This is a genomic window from Pseudomonas sp. GZD-209 (assembly GCF_049310485.1).
Classification (GTDB): domain Bacteria; phylum Pseudomonadota; class Gammaproteobacteria; order Pseudomonadales; family Pseudomonadaceae; genus Aquipseudomonas; species Aquipseudomonas sichuanensis.
In genome coordinates, this window is record NZ_JBMOWQ010000165.1 from 1 (window position 1) to 15,205 (window position 15,205).

The following is a 15,205-nucleotide window of genomic DNA, read 5'->3' on the forward strand; positions in this document are numbered from 1 at the left end:
TCGCGGGGCAAGCCCGCTCCCACGAATCGCCGCTTTCATGGGAGCGGGCTTGCCCCGCGATGACATTTTCACTGGATACGCGTCCCCAGCACCTTGAGAAACGCCGCCAGCCAAGCCGGATGAGCAGGCCACGCCGGCGCGGTCACCAGGTTGCCTTCCACATGCGCCTGGTCCACCGCGATATCGATGAATGTCCCACCCGCCAGCCGCACTTCCGGCGCGCAGGCCGGGTAGGCGCTGCACTCGCGACCTTCCAGCACCCCGGCCGCCGCCAGCAACTGCGCGCCATGGCACACCGCGGCAATCGGCTTGCCCGCCTGGTCGAACGCCCGCACCAGCTCCAGCACTTTGTCATTCAGGCGCAGGTACTCCGGTGCTCGCCCGCCAGGGATCAGCAGCGCGTCATAGCTTTCGGCCCGTACCTGGACGAAGTCGTAGTTCAGGGCGAAGTTGTGCCCGGGCTTCTCGCTGTAGGTCTGTTCGCCCTCGAAGTCGTGGATCGCCGTGCGCACGGTCTGCCCCGCGATCTTCTCCGGGCATACCGCATGGACGGTATGGCCCACCATGGCCAAGGCCTGGAACGGCACCATCACCTCGTAGTCTTCGACGTAGTCACCGACCAGCATGAGAATTTTCTTCGCCGTCATCGCATCCACTCCTTCCGTTGTATGGGAACAATCCCTGCACGATAGTCCGCTTTGCCAGTCAGCGATATAAGCGACTAGTCGCGTCGATTGAGCAGGTTGGCTACCAGCCTATCCAGCCAGCCCCACAGCCGCTGCTGCACCCGCCGCCACAACGGGCGGGCGTGCCAGCGGGCCAGGTCGACCTCCTGGCTCTGGGCGAAATCGCGCTCGAAGCTGGCGGCCACGGCGGCGGTCAGCGGCGGGTCGAGTGCTTCGACGTTGGCTTCGAGGTTGAAGCGCAGGTTCCAGTGGTCGAAGTTGCACGAGCCGACACTGACCCAGTCGTCCACCAGCACCATCTTCAGGTGCAGGAAGCACGGCTGGTATTCGAAGATCCGCACCCCGGCGCGCAGCAACCGCGGGTAATAACGGTGGCCGGCGTAGCGCACCGCCGGGTGGTCGGTGCGCGGGCCGGTAAGCAGCAGGCGCACATCGACGCCCTTCTGCGCGGCGCGGCGCAACGAGCGGCGCACGCTGAACGTGGGCAAAAAGTACGGGGTGGCCAGCCAGATACGCTGCTGGCCGCTGTTCAATGCGCGCACCAGCGCATGCAGGATGTCCTTGTGCTGGCGGGCATCGGCATAGGCCACCCGGCCCATGCCCTGCCCCTGCGCCGGCACCTGCGGCAAGCGCGGCAGGCCAAAGCCTTCGGGTGGGCGCCAGGCGGTACGCCGCTGGTTGGCGGTCCATTGACGGTCGAACAGCAGTTGCCAGTCGCCGACCAATGGCCCCTGGATACCCACCATGACCTCGTGCCATTCGCTGGTGGCTTCGCCGGGCTGCCAGAAATCGTCGGTCACGCCGGTGCCGCCGACCACCGCCCAGCGCTCGTCCACCAGCAGCAACTTGCGGTGATCGCGGTACAGGTTGCGCAAGCCCCGGCGCCAGCGCAGGCGGTTGTACCAGCGCAGGTAGACGCCGGCCGCCAGCAACCGTTGGCGCAGGGCCGTCGGGAACGCCAGCGAGCCGTAGTCATCGAACAGGCAGCGTACCCGCACGCCACGTCGGGCGGCCTGCTCGAGGGCATCCACCACCGCCTCGGCGCAGGCGCCGCCTTCGACCAGGTACAGCTCCAGGTCAACCTGGAACTCGGCGCGCACGATGGCCAGCAGCATGCGCGGAAAGAATTCGGGGCCGTCGATCAACAGTTCGAACTGGTTGCCATCCCGCCAGGGGAAGACCGGCCCCGGCATGTCAGCGGGCGTTGAAGATCAGCACCGCACTCACCGGCACCGACGGGTTGATCGACTTGAGCCCGGCAAGCTTGCGCAGCTTGTCCAGCCCCGGCAGCAGGCCGAAGTGATCGGCACGCAGCACCAGCGGCTCCAGGGTCACCACCTGGAAGCGCCGTTCGTCCAGGCGCGTGGCCAGCAACAGGGTGTCGTAGTTGTGGGTCTGGCCATGCAGGGTGACGCTCACCGGCAGGCGCAGCTCGAGCTGGGCACCGTTGGCCAGGTCGTTGATCGGGCGCAGGTCGATCTGCGCCTGCACCTTGCCGTCGGCGAAGCGCTCTACGTCGAACAGTTCGTCACGCAGGCGCTCGTCGCGCAACGGGATGCCGCTGCTGACCGAGTCCATCTCGATGCTCACCTCGGCCGCGCCCTTGCGATCGACCGTGCCATGCAGCACCAGGAAACGGTTCACTTCGGCGATGTTGCCATTCTTGCCGGTGACGAAGGACAGCCGCGACGACTCGCCATCGAGGTGCCAGTTGGCATGGGCGGGCAAGCCAGCGGCCAGGAACAGCGGCAGCAGCAGCGAGGGCAGAACACGGGACGGCTTGAACATGTGAAATCCTGTTACACAAGGCCGTCAACCTTAACCGCACGGTTTCACGGCAGCAAGCGGCAGCCCGCGCGCGCGCCCTGCCAGGCCGCCAGGCTGCGCCGGCCCAGGCCTTCGGCGGTGACCCGGCGAGCAGCGCCGTCCTCTTCCAGCAGGCCCAGAGGCAGCCACTGCTTGACGTAACCCCGGCAGTACGCCTGGTCGAGGCCCATGACGAAGCGGCACGAACAGTATTCCTTGGCCGAGTAGGCCGAGAGGATGCCGGGGAAGTCCGCCAACGCCTGGCGTTCGTGCCAGGCCCAGGCCAGCAGGGCCACTAGCAGTAGCAGGGCAATCCGCTTCATGCCCCCTCCCCGGCCAGTGCGGCCAGCACGCGCTTGAGCATCTCGTTATGGCTGTAACTACCGTCGCGATCATCGGCGTAGCGCACGATCACCAGCTTCTGCGCCGGCAACACGTACAGGGCCTGGCCCCAATGGCCGAGGGCCGCGAAGGTATCCGCCGGTGCGGCAGGCCAGGGCAAGGGTTGGCCAAGTAGCGGCTGATTGAGCCACCAGTGGCCACCTGGGTTGGCCTCACCGGGGATCGGCTCGGCCTGCGCGAACAGGGCGCGGTTGAACGCCACCCAGTCGGCGGGCAACAACTGCCGCTTGCCCCAACGCCCGTCGCGCTGCATCAACAGGCCGATGCGCGCCAGGTCGCGAGCGCTCAGGTACAGGTAAGAGGAACCGACCAGGGTGCCGGCGTCATCGCGCTCCCACACCGCGCTGTCGATGCCCAGCGGGGTAAACAGCGCCTGCCAGGGATAGTCCTCGTACTGGCCGGCGTCGAGCATGCCACGCAAGGTGGCGGCCAGCAGATTGCTGTCTCCGCTGGAGTAGACAAAGCGCTGACCGGGCGTGCTGGCGGCGGGCATGGCCGCGGTGAAGGCCGCCATGTCGGCGCGGCCACGGGTGTAGAGCATGGCCACCACCGATGACTTGAGCGGTGCGTATTCGTAGTCCTCCTGCCAGGCCAGGCCACTGGCCCAGTGCAGCAGGTCGCGCAGCCGCAGTTCGGGATGTTGCCGCAAGGGCGGGTAATAGCGGGCGGCAGGCTCATCGAGCTTGAAGCGGCCTTCGCCGAAGGCTACGCCCATCACCGTCGCCAGCACGCTCTTGCTCACCGACCAGGTCAGGTGCGGGGTGTCGGCGCGGGTCGGGGCGGTGTAGCGCTCATGGATGATGCGGCCATCGCGGATGATCAGCAGTGCGTCGGTGCGGACGCCGCTGCGGTCGGTGGTGCGTGGCGGGAAGGCGTAGGTGTCGACGGCTTGCCAGTCGATGGCGGTTTTGTCGACCGGCCAATCCAAGGTGGGCCAGTCCTCGGCCCAGACAGGGCCAATAACCATGGCCAAGGCCAGCAGTATTGCCTTCATTGTGATTGCCTTCGGCTGCTTTGCGACCTATCGCGGGGCAAGCCCGCTCCCACGATATGGACTGGCCCCACAGGTTGGATTGGCGTCCAACTTCTCGGGGGCAGTCCAACCCTGCGTGGGAGCGGGCTTGCCCCGCGATGGCCTTGCAAATGAATCAAGCCTCTCAGGCTTTCATGACAGTCCTGCGGCGCTCCAGGCCTTGCCCAGGCGCTTTTCCCGGGCAGCACTGGCCAGCGCCAACACCCCCTGGTCGCGCTGCCACAGCTGCGCCCAGTGGCCAGGCCCGTTGCCAAAGGCCTTGTCGATCTCGGCGCGCAGGCTCTCGAACTGCGCAAACAACCCGCCCAGCAACAGGTGACAGGCAACACTGTCCGCACACTGCCGACTGCCTTCGGCACAGCCGGCGAGCAAGCCGATCAAACGCAGGCGCAACGGCTGCGGCCACGCGCACTCCTGGGCCACGCCATGCAGCCAGGCCACCAGCGCGGCGAGCACATAGAGGTCTTCTAGGGAGCGGAAGGGTTTGACGTAGGCATCCCAGCCGTCGCCGGCCAGCAGCTCGCAGGCCGCCTCGTCCAGGCGCACACGCCCATGCCCCACCTCGGGCATCAGCGGCAAGGTCGGCAAGGCCTCCACGGTCACCCCCGGCTCACCGGGGTAGACCACCGCCAGCTGCAACCGTACCGCCTCACCGGGCTGCTCGCTGCGCGCCGCCACCAGCAGCCATTCGGCATCCAGCCCGGCGGTGACGAAGTCCTTGCTGCCGGTCAGGCGCAGGCCGTCGAGGCGGGTGTGCATGTCGGCCGGGCGCACGCTGCGCCGCTCGGTGGCGCACAAGGCGCCGAGGCTGGCCGGGGCGCTGGGCCAGAGCACACGCAAAGCGGCCTGGTAGCCGACCAGGAACGCCAGCCCCGGCGTGGCCATGGCCCGCCCGCCGAGCACCGCCAGTTCGAACGGGCTGACGCCCCCAAGGCGTTCGAGCAATGCCGCGTAGGTTTCACCAAGGGTGGCCGCCAGCGGATGCCGCAGCGGGTCGTTGAGTCGTTGCAACCAGGCCATCGGACGCTCCTTGAAGAGGGCTTGTGGGGGTGTCACGCAAGCATCACCAAAGGTTCACAGGGGTGACACCACCCCTACCTAGGCTGACTTTGCACAACAAAGCCGACCGGCCGCAACCCTTTGGCTGGCTTATGGAGACTCGCAATGACTCGGATCGCTCGCTCTGGCGACAACAGCCCTGAACGCCGTCTGCAAGCCGAACGCCTGGTTGGCGAGGCGGCCCTGCAGGAAGCACAGGCCCTGCGCTACAAGGTGTTCAGCGCCGAATTCAAGGCCAAGCTCAAGGGCGCCGAACAGGGCCTGGACATGGACGACTACGACATCCACTGCCGCCACATCGGCGTGCGTGACCTGGCCACCGGCCAGTTGGTGGCCACCACCCGCCTGCTCGACCACCAGGCCGCCAGCAGCCTGGGGCGCTTCTACAGCGAAGAAGAGTTCCGCCTGCACGGCCTGCTGCAACTGCAAGGCCCAATCCTGGAACTGGGCCGCACCTGCGTCGATGCCGACTACCGCAACGGCGGCACCATCGCCGTGCTCTGGGGCGAGCTGGCAGAGGTGCTCAACGAAGGCCGTTACAGCTACCTGATGGGCTGCGCCAGCATCCCCATGCAGGATGGCGGCGTGCAGGCCCACGCGATCATGCAGCGCCTGCGCGACCGCTACCTGTGCACCGAACACCTGCGCGCCGAACCGAAGAACCCGCTGCCCAGCCTGGATATCCCCGGCAACGTCATCACCGAGATGCCGCCGCTGCTCAAGGCCTACATGCGCCTGGGCGCGAAGATCTGCGGGGAGCCGTGCTGGGACGAGGATTTCCAGGTCGCCGACGTGTTCATCCTGCTCAAGCGCGACGACCTCTGCCCGCGCTACGCCCGCCACTTCAAGGCGGCAGTCTGATGCCGCGCCTGCGGGCCTGCGCCCGCCTGCTGCGGTTGTTCATGGTCCTGGCGCTGGGCTTAGGCCTGGCCAGCCTGATCGCCGTTGGCGAACGCCTGGGGCTCAAGGCCTCGCTCGAACGCCGCCAGCGCTGGACGCGCATGTTCATGCAGCGCCTGGTCGGTGCCTTGCCCTTCGAGGTGCGGGTGCTCGGCACCTTGCCGCAACGGCCAATGCTGTGGGTCAGCAACCACGTGTCCTGGACCGATATCCCACTGCTCGGCATGCTCACCCCGCTGTCGTTCCTGTCCAAGGCCGAAGTGCGCCACTGGCCAGTAGCCGGCTGGCTGGCCGAGAAGGCCGGCACCCTGTTCATCCGCCGTGGCGGTGGCGACGGCCAGCGCCTGCGCGAACAGATCAGCGGCCAGCTGGAGCAGCAGCAACCGCTGCTGATCTTCCCCGAAGGCACCACCACCGATGGCCGCAGCCTGCGTACCTTCCATGGCCGCCTGCTGGCCGGTGCCATCGACCACGGCACCCCCTTGCAGCCGGTGGCAATCCAGTACTTGCGCGCAGGCATGCCGGACCCTATCGCCCCGTTCATTGGCGAGGACGACCTGGTGTCGCACCTGATGCGCCTGTTCGGCCAGGAGCGTGGCGAAGTGGTGATCCACTTGCTGGCGCCGGTCACCAGCGCCGACAAGGAACGCGCCGCGCTGGCCTTCCAGGCCCAGCAGGCGATTCAGCTGGCACTGTTCGGCGCCGAGCCGGTAGAAGCGGCGCCGCGACGCCAGGCGCGTGCGGCCTGAGGTTCAGGCGCGCACGTAGCGCTGGCGCACCAGGTCGCTGAAGGCATCCACCAGCAGCACCAGCACCAACATGGCGATGATCACCGTGCTGGCCTGGGCCTCCTGGAACAGGCTCAGGGTGGTGTAGAGCATCTGCCCCAAGCCGCCTGCGCCGACGAAGCCCAGCACGCTGGCCATGCGGATGTTGTTCTCCCAGCGGTACAGGCTGTACGCCAGCAACTGCGGCCACAGGTTGGGCAAGGTACCAAAGCAGAACGCCGCCACCTGGCTGCCGCCCTGCAGGCGGATCGCCGCCGCCGGTTCAGGCGGCGCGTTCTCCAGCGCTTCGGCGAACAGGCGGCCGAGCACGCCGGCGGTGTGCAGCGCCAAAGCCAGGGTCCCGGCATTCGGCCCCAGCCCTGCAGCCAGCACGGTCAGCGCTGCCCAGACCAGTTCAGGGATTGCCCGCAGCGCATTGAGCAGCAACCGCGTCGCCCCCTGCAGCGGCCAACCGAACCGGCCAGCGGCGGGCAGTGCCAGCAGCAGGCCGAGGGCCATCGCCAGCAAGGTGCCCAGCCCGGACATGGCCAGGGTTTCCAAAGCGCCCCAGCCCACCGCGCGCAGATGCCCTGCGGACAGGTCCGGAGCCAGGAAGCGCCCGGCGTACTCGCCCATCTGCGCCAACCCGCCATTGCCGACCACGGCCTGTATGTCCAGCTCAAGGTAGGCGAACGAGGCCAGCACCGCGGCAACGATCGCCAGCAGCACCAGCAGGTTGATCGCCCGGTTCATGCCAACCTCCCGCGCAGCAGGCGGCTGAGGATATCGGCGAGGGTCACCAGCGCCAGGAACGCCAGCAGCATGCTCGCCACCTCGGCGCCGGCGAACATGCGCATCGACAAGTCGATCTGCTGCCCCAGGCCGCCGGCGCCGACGAAGCCCATCACCACCGAGGCACGCACCGCGCACTCCCAGCGGTACACGGTGTACGACACCACTTCGGCCGCCGCATTGGGCAGGATGCCGTAGCAGAATGCCGCCAGCCGCCCGCTGCCGGCTTGCATCAGGGCGTGGGCCGGGCGCTGGTCGACCGACTCGAAGATCTCCGCATAGACCTTGCCCAGCATGCCGCTGTAGGTGATGGCGATGGCCAGCACCCCGGCGGTCGGCCCCAGGCCCACGGCGCGCACGAACAACAGCGCCCAGACGATCTCCGGCACGCTGCGCAGGAACACCAGCAGCCCCCGCACCGGCAGCCGCAGGGTGCGCGACCAGCTGCCTGCCCGGCCGCCCCGGGACGCCGCACGCAGCGACAGCGCACGGCTCGCCAGCAAGCTGGCCGGCACTGCCAGCAGCAGTGCCAGGGTCATGCCGGCGGTAGCCACGGCCAAGGTCTGCAACGTGGCCTGCCACAGCAGGCCGAGGAATTCGCGGTCATGGGCCGGCGGCCAGAAGCCCGCGACGAAGCTGGCCATCTGCTGACGGTTTTCTGCCTGCAGCAACACACCGGGGTTCAATTCGCTCAGCTGCAACCCTGGCCACAGCAAAGCCAGGCACAGCAGCGTCACCAGCAGACGCGGCAGCGCCGCCGGATCGCGGGCGTCAGTGTTCAGCATCGCGGGATCTGTACCGTCAGGGTCGAGCCTGGGGCAACAGGTGACCCAAGCTGTTCGTTGGCATAGAGCGCATCGAGCAGGCCCTGGGTCACCGCCGTGGCCGGGCAGTCGAAAGCCACCTGGCCCTCGCGGATACCGACCACCCGCGGAAAGTGCGCTAACGCCAGCTCCACCGCATGCAGGCTGGCCACCAGCGTCACGCCCTGGGCCACGGCATGGCGGTTGAGCAGTGTCAGGCTGTGATCAGCCAGCACCGGGTCCATCGCCGACACCGGCTCGTCGGCCAGCAGTACCTGCGGCTGCTGATACAGCGCCCGGGCGATACCGACCCGCTGCAACTGGCCACCGGACAACTGCCCGCACTGCACGAACAGCTTGTCCGCCAGGCCCAGTTCGGCCAGCACCTGGCGCACCCCAGGCACATCGCCCGGGTGCAGCAGGTTGAGCAGGCCACGCAAGGTGCTCCACTGCCCCAGGCGCCCGGCCAGTACCGCCGTCACCACCCGCTGGCGCGGCGGCAGCGGTGGCGCCTGGTGCACCAGCGCCACCCGCGCACGCAGGTGCTGGCGGGCGCCTGCCGACAGGGCCCAGGGTTGCATTCCCAGCAGATCCAGGCGCCCGGCGCTGGGTTGCACCGCCGTGGCCATCAAGTGCAGCAGGCTGGATTTGCCCGCCCCGGACGGGCCGATGATCGCTACCCGCTCGCCCGTTTCGATACGCAGGTCGACCGCGTGCAGGGCCTGGACCTGGCCATGGCGCAGGCCGGCCCCTTGCAGACGGATACTCACTTGAGCAGGCCGGCCTCGCGCGCGGCTTGCTCGGTGCCCTGGTAGTTCTCGAGCTTGGTCTCGATGAAGCGGCTGGCGGCCTGCAGGTCGAGGATCGCCTTCTGCTCAGGCTTGGCCGGGTCGAGGGCGAGGAAGGCCTGCTTGATCTTTTCCTTGAGCGCCGGGTCCATGTTGCCGCGCACGGTCCAGTTGTAGTCGTAGTAGGTCGGGGTGGTGGCGAACACTTTCACCTTGCTGGTATCGACCTTGCCGGCATCGACCAGCTTCTGCCACACGCTCGCGTTGAGCACGCCGCCATCGACCTTGCCGGCCGCCACCCAGGCCACGGTGGCATCGTGGGCACCGGAGTAGGCAACGCGGCTGAAGTAGTCCTCCGGCTTGATGTTGTCTTCTTTCAACATGAAGTAGCGCGGCATCAGGCTGCCGGAGGTGGACGAGATCGAGCCGAAGGCGAAGGTCTTGCCCTTGAGGTCTTTGAGGCTCTTCACCTCGGGGTTGGCGGTGATGAACTTGCTGGTGAACTGGGCGTCCTGCTCACGCTGCACCAGCGGGGTGGCGGTCGGGTCCTTGAGGTGCACCTGGACGAAGGTGAAGCCCCCCAGCCAGGCCAGGTCCAGGCGGTTGCTGGCCAGCGACTCGACCACCGCCGGGTAGTCGGCGACCGGGACGAACTTGACCTCCATCCCCAACTGCTTCTCGAGGTATTCGCCCAGCGGCTTGAACTTGCGCAGCAGTTCGGTCGGCGCTTCATCGGGGATGGCGCTGACCCGCAGTACATCGGCGGCCTGGGCAACGACGGCGCAGCAGGACAGCACGAGGCCGGCAGCGAGTGCCAGAGGGCGTTTGAGCATGGGGGTTCTCCGGTTCAATAGCGGGGAAGGTGCGGCGATGGCCGACGCAGTGGAATTATAAGAGCCGCTGGCGCAAAGGCCAGCTTTGCTACAATCGCGCCACTATTTGTGCAGAGGTGCGTATGAGCGAGCCGATTCGTCTGACCCAGTACAGCCACGGCGCCGGTTGTGGCTGCAAGATCTCCCCCAAGGTGCTGGACGTGATCCTCGCCGAGAGCGGCACCCAGACCCTGGACCCCAAGCTGTGGGTCGGCAACGCCTCGCGCGACGACGCCGCCGTGTACGCCCTGGACGACGAACGCGGCGTGGTCTCGACCACCGACTTCTTCATGCCCATCGTCGACGACCCCTACGACTTCGGCCGCATCGCCGCCACCAACGCCATCAGCGACATCTATGCCATGGGCGGCGACCCGCTGATGGCCATCGCCATCCTCGGCTGGCCGGTCAACGTGCTGCCGCCGGAGGTGGCCCGCGAAGTGATCCGCGGCGGCCGCGCCGTGTGCGCCGAAGCCGGCATCCCGCTGGCCGGCGGCCACTCCATCGACGCCCCCGAGCCGATCTTCGGCCTGGCCGTCACCGGTGTGGTGAGCAAGCGCCACCTCAAGCGCAACGACACCGCCAGCGTTGGTTGCCGCCTGTACCTGACCAAACCGCTGGGCATCGGCATCCTCACCACCGCCGAGAAGAAAGCCAAGTTGCGTGACCAGGACCGTGGCCTGGCCCGCGACTGGATGTGCACCCTCAACACCCCAGGCAGCCGCTTCGGCAAGCTCGACGGCGTCAAAGCCATGACCGACGTCACCGGCTTCGGCCTGCTCGGCCACCTGGTCGAAGTCGCCGAAGGCAGCAAGCTCACCGCACGCCTGCAGTTCGCCGCCGTGCCACGCCTGCCCAGCGTCGACCACTACCTGGCCGAAGGCTGCATCCCCGGCGGCACGCTGCGCAATTACGAAAGCTATGGGCACAAGATCGGCGCCCTCAGCGACGACCAGAAGCACCTGTTGTGCGACCCGCAAACCAGCGGTGGCCTGCTGGTGGCGGTCAGCCCTGAAGGCGAAGCCGAGTTCCTGGCGGTGGCCGCCGAACTGAACCTCGCACTGGCACCGATCGGTGAACTGGTGGAGCGACAGAGCCACGCAGTCGAGGTGATTTGATGCGCCCCGACTGCACCCACCTGAAACAGCTGTTCCTCGACGACGTGCCGATGATGGACATGCGCGCCCCGGTCGAATTCAACAAAGGCGCCTTCCCCGGCGTGGTCAACCTGCCGCTGATGACCGACCAGGAGCGGCAGAAGGTCGGCACCTGCTACAAGCAGCAGGGCCAGGCCGCCGCCATCACCCTTGGCCACCAGTTGGTCAACGGCGCGGTGAAAGCGCAACGCCTGCAAGCCTGGGCGGCGTTCGCCCAGGCCCACCCCGACGGCTACCTGTATTGCTTCCGTGGCGGCCTGCGCTCGCAGATCGTCCAGGGCTGGCTCAAGGAAGCCGGCATCCACTACCCCAAGGTGGTTGGTGGCTACAAAGCCATGCGCACCCTGCTGCTGGAAACCACCCAGCAGGCGGTCGAGCAGTGCGACTTCGTGCTGCTGGGCGGCCTCACCGGCACCGGCAAGACCGACGTGCTGCACCAGCTGGACAACGTGCTGGACCTCGAAGGCCATGCCAACCACCGCGGTTCCAGCTTCGGCAAACGCGCCACCGCGCAACCGGCGCAGATCGACTTCGAGAACGCATTGGCCATCGATGTGTTGAAAAAGCGCGACCGGGGCATCGGCCAGTTCGTGCTGGAAGACGAGGGCCGCATCGTGGGCAGCTGCACCGTGCCACTGGAACTCTACCAAGGCATGCAGCACTACCCGCTGGTGTGGCTGGAAGACAGTTTCGACAGCCGCGTGGCGCGTATCCTGCGCGATTACGTGACCAACCTGTGCGCCGAGTTCGTTGCGGTGCACGGTGAAGAAGACGGCCGCAGGCTGTATGCCGAACGCCTGCGCCAGAGCATGGCCAACATCCACAAGCGCCTGGGTGGCGAGCGTTTTCAGCGGTTGTCCGCGCTGCTTGGCCAGGCCCTCGACGAGCAATTGCGCAGCGGTGACGTGAGCCTGCACCGGGGCTGGATCGAAGGGTTGCTCAAGGAATACTACGACCCGATGTACGCCTACCAGCGCGACGCCAAGGCCGGGCGCATCGAGTTTGCCGGGGATGCACGGGAAGTACGCGAGTACCTCAAGGCCCGGGCCCGGCGCGGGCAGCACTAAGGACGCTTCGCCGGCAAGCCGGCTCCCACACCGACCGCGTGACCTCAAGACTTGTGCGGTACCTGTGGGAGCGGGCTTGACCCGCGAAGGCCGCAGACATCAGTGGTTATAGAGTTTGAACTGTCGATCAATCCAGATCACATGAAATACCCGGCCACTGCGATAGCCGACCATCGCCACCAAGTCATAGGCCCTGAACGCCAACAGTCGAACATCCTCGGTAAGGAATGAGGGCAGTGCAGCCTTGATGCTGCCATGGGCGATGGTCTCGGTTCCGTAGCCGTGTCGGTGTAATTGCCGGATGTCCCGCCAGGTGCGCTGGCTGAGCTGGCGCAGCCTCTGCAGCATCTTGGCGCGCTCCAGTTGCTGGCAATCTTCAATGCACCATCCCGGTTGCAGGTACTCCAAAGAAAAAACCGGGGGCTTCAACTCGGAGTCATCCACACCGGAAGCGACTTGCCGCGCTTTGATCTGGGCGCTGTGTGCGTCTCGTTCCTTGATACGCTTGCGTGCCATGGTTCAATTCACCAGGTGGTTCCTGAAATACCGCTCCATCTCGTGCCGAGGTATTTCCCGGCTGAATGCGCCCTCCCGATAGTTGTCCCGCCAAGGGTCTTCCTCGTGGGTTAACTGACGAAGCTTCCAGGCGGAATATTGGCCATACACTTCGAACACCTCTGCGATCAGCCGCGACTGCTCGCGGGAGAACATCGTGGGTTTGAACAGAGCCGGTGCGGGGATGGGGTTGGAACCATGCTGGCTGAAACAGCGGTACAGCTCAGGCACTACCGGGCCATGCATCCAGGCTTCGATACGGTCCTCGAACAGTGGCTTGCCAAGCAGCGCCAGGCTGAAACCCTGAGCGTAATAGACCAGCTTCTGTAGCTTGAGATTGGAGATTTCGCCGGCCTCACCTTCCAGCGTGAGGAAGTGATTGGCGACATCGATGCTGTCAGGCATGACGCCCTCCCATAGGTAATGAGCCATCCCGGCAGAGCAATCGTTGCCCTGCCGGGGCTGTACAAAAATACAGCTCATAGCGCATTGATGAAACCCGCAGGAGGGGTTGTGACAACACCAATCTGTAAGCTGATGCTGCCTCACTGCCCCGGGCTGAGCACCCGCTCCAGCTCCGCCGCGCGGTCCTTGCTCATGTCCATCACGCACATCGCCCCTTCGATGCGGTAGAGGCTGCCGCTGCTCAAGGTGCCGTGGAACGCGCAGTTGCCGTCGCGGTATTTGATCCAGCTGCGTTGCACCTCGCGCAGGTCCTTCTGCTGCTGGCCCTCCAGCTTGGCCATCAATTGCTTGTAGACACGGTTCAGGCGCTCATCCTGCAATTTGGTCTCGGCCTGGATGCAGGCGCCCATGGCCAGGGTGCTGGAAGCCTTGTCCATGCACTGGGTGTAGCTGGGCGAGTAGTCTTCGGCCTGGGCCGCAGTGATGGCCAGCAGGGTGCTGCCGGCAAGCAGATAACGCTTGAACATGGGTAATCCTTTCACGGGTGATCGGCCCACAGCCTAGCACTCGGCCAACGCCGTGGCCGTACACAAAGTCTGAAGTTGCCTGCGCAGCCAACGGTGCCCGGCATCCCCCTCGCGGCGCGAATGCCAGGCCTGGCAGAACGTGAATGGCGCGATCGCCAGCGGTGGCGGGAACTGGCGCAAGGCGGGGTCCAGGCGGGCGCCCAGCAGGCTGCGGCGGGCCACCGTGAGCACCAGGTCGGTACCGGCGAGCAGCCCCTGGGCGGCCCCCCAGTGCGGCAGGCTGAGGGCGATGCGGCGACGCGCACCGAGCACGCCAAGGGCCAGGTCGATTTCGTTGTCGATCCCCGGGCGCACCGCCACCAGCACATGGGGGCGGGCCAGCCACTGGGCAAAGTCCAGCCCGCCGCGCGGCGGTAGCGTGCCACGGTCGGCCAGGCAGACGAACGACTCCTCGAACAGCACTTGCTCGCAAACCTCGGCAGGCAACTCGGGGAAAACACCCAGCGCCAGGTCGGTCTCGCCATCGATCAGTTGCCCGAGCATCGCCTCGCGGCTGCCCTGAGACACCACCAGGTCGATGCCCGGCGCCTGCTCGCGCAACAGCCGCATCAACGCCGGCAGCACCACCCGCGCGCCGTAGTCCGACATCGCCAGGCGGAAGGTGCGGCGCGCCCGGCCCGGCTCGAAGCCGGGGCTGCCGAGCAGGCCATCGAGCTGTTGCAGCGCCTGTTGCAAAGGCTCGCGCAGGGCTTCGGCACGGGCGCTCAGTTGTAACCCGCCGCCCCGGCGAACCAGCAACGGGTCGGCGAAAATCTCACGTAGCTGGGCCAGCGCGTGGCTTACCGCCGGTTGGCTGCGGTGCAGGCGCAGAGCCGCCCGCGAGACATGCCGCTCGCTGAGCAAGGCATGCAGGGTGAGCAACAGGTTGAGGTCGATGCGGCGCAAATCATCCATGTGGCGAATACAGCCTTTACAGAATTCGAATTTCCATCATTCAAGTGCATATCACAGACTGATACCAGTGTTTCGCACAGGAGTAGACACCATGCCCAACAGCCTTTTTGCCGCCCTGCCCTTGCTGATCGCCCTGCTCGCCGGCGCCGCCGTGCCCTTCCAGGCAGGCAGCAACGCCGCCCTTGGGCGCTTGCTGGGGCATCCGTTATGGGCGGCGGGGGTGTCGTTGCTGGTCAGCCTGCTGATGCTGGTACCCGCTCTGCTGCTGATGCGTGCGCCGCTGCCGCAGTTGCACAACCTCGCCCAGGCCCCGTGGTGGGCGTGGTTCGGTGGGGTTGCCGGGGTGCTCTACATCACTGCGGCGCTGGTGCTGACACCACGCCTTGGCGCTGCCGGGTTCATCGTCTGCGTGGTGGCCGGGCAAGTGCTGTCGTCGCTGTTGATCGACCAGTTCGGCCTGATGGGGTTGCCGGAACGGCCAGTCAACCTGCTGCGCCTGGCGGGGGTGGGGATGATCGTGGTGGGGATGCTGGTGGTGCAGTGGGGGACGGTGCGTTGAATCGCGGGGGGAGAAAACCCCCCCCCCCCCTTTTCTCCCCCTTCGGACCGGGGCCTCTCCCCCAACGCGTCCC

At 66.7% G+C, this 15,205-nt stretch carries 19 protein-coding genes; 5 read left to right on the top strand and 14 right to left on the bottom strand.

What is annotated here, in order from left to right; genetic code table 11:
* Positions 1–68 precede the first annotated feature (68 nt).
* From ACO6VM_RS18895 to ACO6VM_RS18920, 6 genes are all read right to left on the bottom strand, one after another.
* Complete coding sequence (locus ACO6VM_RS18895) at positions 69–647, bottom strand: DJ-1/PfpI family protein (protein ID WP_401059907.1); 579 nt, start codon at positions 645–647, stop codon at positions 69–71.
* Between the two features lie 74 nt (positions 648–721).
* Positions 722–1,879, bottom strand: a complete 1,158-nt coding sequence (locus tag ACO6VM_RS18900; protein WP_347149271.1) for a phosphatidylserine/phosphatidylglycerophosphate/cardiolipin synthase family protein — start codon at positions 1,877–1,879, stop codon at positions 722–724.
* Between the two features lies 1 nt (position 1,880).
* A complete protein-coding gene (locus ACO6VM_RS18905) occupies positions 1,881–2,474 on the bottom strand; it encodes a YceI family protein (protein WP_401059905.1) in 594 nt (197 codons plus the stop codon).
* Between the two features lie 44 nt (positions 2,475–2,518).
* Positions 2,519–2,815, bottom strand: coding sequence for an amidase (locus ACO6VM_RS18910; protein ID WP_401059903.1), 297 nt, complete (start codon positions 2,813–2,815; stop codon positions 2,519–2,521).
* On the bottom strand, positions 2,812–3,888 hold the full coding sequence (locus ACO6VM_RS18915; protein WP_401059901.1) for a serine hydrolase domain-containing protein: 1,077 nt from the start codon (positions 3,886–3,888) through the stop codon (positions 2,812–2,814). Before ACO6VM_RS18915 ends, ACO6VM_RS18910 begins: the two co-directional genes overlap by 4 nt.
* Positions 3,889–4,059: 171 nt before the next feature.
* Entirely contained in the window at positions 4,060–4,947 is an 888-nt protein-coding gene (locus ACO6VM_RS18920; RefSeq protein ID WP_422403644.1) for an acyl-CoA dehydrogenase, read from the bottom strand.
* 144 nt (positions 4,948–5,091) lie between these two features.
* Between ACO6VM_RS18920 and olsB the strand changes: the two genes are divergently transcribed.
* A complete protein-coding gene (olsB, locus tag ACO6VM_RS18925; protein ID WP_110994904.1) occupies positions 5,092–5,847 on the top strand; it encodes an L-ornithine N(alpha)-acyltransferase in 756 nt (251 codons plus the stop codon).
* Positions 5,847–6,635, top strand: coding sequence for a lysophospholipid acyltransferase family protein (locus tag ACO6VM_RS18930; protein ID WP_422403645.1), 789 nt, complete (start codon positions 5,847–5,849; stop codon positions 6,633–6,635). Before olsB ends, ACO6VM_RS18930 begins: the two co-directional genes overlap by 1 nt.
* Positions 6,636–6,638: 3 nt before the next feature.
* Here the strand turns inward: ACO6VM_RS18930 and phnE are convergent, their stop codons facing one another.
* The 4 genes from phnE to ACO6VM_RS18950 are packed head-to-tail and all read right to left on the bottom strand — an operon-like array spanning position 6,639 to position 9,869.
* Positions 6,639–7,406 (bottom strand): phosphonate ABC transporter, permease protein PhnE, encoded by a 768-nt coding sequence (phnE, locus tag ACO6VM_RS18935; RefSeq protein WP_422403646.1) that lies wholly within the window; start codon positions 7,404–7,406, stop codon positions 6,639–6,641.
* A complete protein-coding gene (locus ACO6VM_RS18940) occupies positions 7,403–8,230 on the bottom strand; it encodes a PhnE/PtxC family ABC transporter permease (protein ID WP_422403647.1) in 828 nt (275 codons plus the stop codon). Before ACO6VM_RS18940 ends, phnE begins: the two co-directional genes overlap by 4 nt.
* Positions 8,224–9,018: a phosphonate ABC transporter ATP-binding protein gene (locus ACO6VM_RS18945; protein WP_422403648.1), complete on the bottom strand. Its 795-nt coding sequence runs from the start codon at positions 9,016–9,018 to the stop codon at positions 8,224–8,226. Before ACO6VM_RS18945 ends, ACO6VM_RS18940 begins: the two co-directional genes overlap by 7 nt.
* The gene (locus ACO6VM_RS18950; protein ID WP_422403649.1) at positions 9,015–9,869 is read right to left on the bottom strand and encodes a putative selenate ABC transporter substrate-binding protein; all 855 of its coding nucleotides are present in this window, start codon (positions 9,867–9,869) and stop codon (positions 9,015–9,017) included. The genes ACO6VM_RS18945 and ACO6VM_RS18950 overlap by 4 nt, the downstream gene beginning before the upstream one ends.
* 122 nt (positions 9,870–9,991) lie before the next feature.
* Between ACO6VM_RS18950 and selD the strand changes: the two genes are divergently transcribed.
* Positions 9,992–11,026: a selenide, water dikinase SelD gene (gene selD, locus ACO6VM_RS18955; RefSeq protein ID WP_401059889.1), complete on the top strand. Its 1,035-nt coding sequence runs from the start codon at positions 9,992–9,994 to the stop codon at positions 11,024–11,026.
* A complete protein-coding gene (mnmH, locus tag ACO6VM_RS18960; protein ID WP_401059887.1) occupies positions 11,026–12,132 on the top strand; it encodes a tRNA 2-selenouridine(34) synthase MnmH in 1,107 nt (368 codons plus the stop codon). Before selD ends, mnmH begins: the two co-directional genes overlap by 1 nt.
* A 99-nt stretch (positions 12,133–12,231) precedes the next feature.
* On the opposite strand, the gene ACO6VM_RS18965 is transcribed toward mnmH, so the two are convergent.
* From ACO6VM_RS18965 to ACO6VM_RS18980, 4 genes are all read right to left on the bottom strand, one after another.
* Positions 12,232–12,648, bottom strand: coding sequence for a hypothetical protein (locus ACO6VM_RS18965; protein ID WP_401059885.1), 417 nt, complete (start codon positions 12,646–12,648; stop codon positions 12,232–12,234).
* Between the two features lie 3 nt (positions 12,649–12,651).
* Entirely contained in the window at positions 12,652–13,092 is a 441-nt protein-coding gene (locus tag ACO6VM_RS18970; protein ID WP_223277165.1) for a Panacea domain-containing protein, read from the bottom strand.
* Between the two features lie 140 nt (positions 13,093–13,232).
* Positions 13,233–13,619, bottom strand: coding sequence for a lysozyme inhibitor LprI family protein (locus ACO6VM_RS18975; RefSeq protein ID WP_401059883.1), 387 nt, complete (start codon positions 13,617–13,619; stop codon positions 13,233–13,235).
* A 33-nt stretch (positions 13,620–13,652) separates the two neighbouring features.
* Positions 13,653–14,573 carry a LysR family transcriptional regulator gene (locus ACO6VM_RS18980; RefSeq protein WP_401059881.1) on the bottom strand — a complete coding sequence of 307 codons (921 nt, stop codon included), beginning with the start codon at positions 14,571–14,573 and terminating at the stop codon, positions 13,653–13,655.
* 91 nt (positions 14,574–14,664) lie between these two features.
* Between ACO6VM_RS18980 and ACO6VM_RS18985 the strand changes: the two genes are divergently transcribed.
* Positions 14,665–15,132, top strand: a complete 468-nt coding sequence (locus tag ACO6VM_RS18985) for a DMT family transporter (RefSeq protein ID WP_258705060.1) — start codon at positions 14,665–14,667, stop codon at positions 15,130–15,132.
* Positions 15,133–15,205: the final 73 nt, after the last annotated feature.

Coding starts and splice junctions, on each gene's coding strand:
- ACO6VM_RS18930 (WP_422403645.1), top strand. CDS start 5,847: ATGCCGCGCCTGCGGGCCTGCGCCCGCCTGCTGCGGTTGTTCATGGTC.
- olsB (WP_110994904.1), top strand. CDS start 5,092: ATGACTCGGATCGCTCGCTCTGGCGACAACAGCCCTGAACGCCGTCTG.
- ACO6VM_RS18965 (WP_401059885.1), bottom strand. CDS start 12,648: ATGGCACGCAAGCGTATCAAGGAACGAGACGCACACAGCGCCCAGATC.
- ACO6VM_RS18970 (WP_223277165.1), bottom strand. CDS start 13,092: ATGCCTGACAGCATCGATGTCGCCAATCACTTCCTCACGCTGGAAGGT.
- ACO6VM_RS18980 (WP_401059881.1), bottom strand. CDS start 14,573: ATGGATGATTTGCGCCGCATCGACCTCAACCTGTTGCTCACCCTGCAT.
- ACO6VM_RS18910 (WP_401059903.1), bottom strand. CDS start 2,815: ATGAAGCGGATTGCCCTGCTACTGCTAGTGGCCCTGCTGGCCTGGGCC.
- ACO6VM_RS18915 (WP_401059901.1), bottom strand. CDS start 3,888: ATGAAGGCAATACTGCTGGCCTTGGCCATGGTTATTGGCCCTGTCTGG.
- mnmH (WP_401059887.1), top strand. CDS start 11,026: ATGCGCCCCGACTGCACCCACCTGAAACAGCTGTTCCTCGACGACGTG.
- ACO6VM_RS18950 (WP_422403649.1), bottom strand. CDS start 9,869: ATGCTCAAACGCCCTCTGGCACTCGCTGCCGGCCTCGTGCTGTCCTGC.
- ACO6VM_RS18920 (WP_422403644.1), bottom strand. CDS start 4,947: ATGGCCTGGTTGCAACGACTCAACGACCCGCTGCGGCATCCGCTGGCG.
- ACO6VM_RS18900 (WP_347149271.1), bottom strand. CDS start 1,879: ATGCCGGGGCCGGTCTTCCCCTGGCGGGATGGCAACCAGTTCGAACTG.
- ACO6VM_RS18895 (WP_401059907.1), bottom strand. CDS start 647: ATGACGGCGAAGAAAATTCTCATGCTGGTCGGTGACTACGTCGAAGAC.
- phnE (WP_422403646.1), bottom strand. CDS start 7,406: ATGAACCGGGCGATCAACCTGCTGGTGCTGCTGGCGATCGTTGCCGCG.
- ACO6VM_RS18985 (WP_258705060.1), top strand. CDS start 14,665: ATGCCCAACAGCCTTTTTGCCGCCCTGCCCTTGCTGATCGCCCTGCTC.
- ACO6VM_RS18905 (WP_401059905.1), bottom strand. CDS start 2,474: ATGTTCAAGCCGTCCCGTGTTCTGCCCTCGCTGCTGCTGCCGCTGTTC.
- selD (WP_401059889.1), top strand. CDS start 9,992: ATGAGCGAGCCGATTCGTCTGACCCAGTACAGCCACGGCGCCGGTTGT.
- ACO6VM_RS18975 (WP_401059883.1), bottom strand. CDS start 13,619: ATGTTCAAGCGTTATCTGCTTGCCGGCAGCACCCTGCTGGCCATCACT.
- ACO6VM_RS18940 (WP_422403647.1), bottom strand. CDS start 8,230: ATGCTGAACACTGACGCCCGCGATCCGGCGGCGCTGCCGCGTCTGCTG.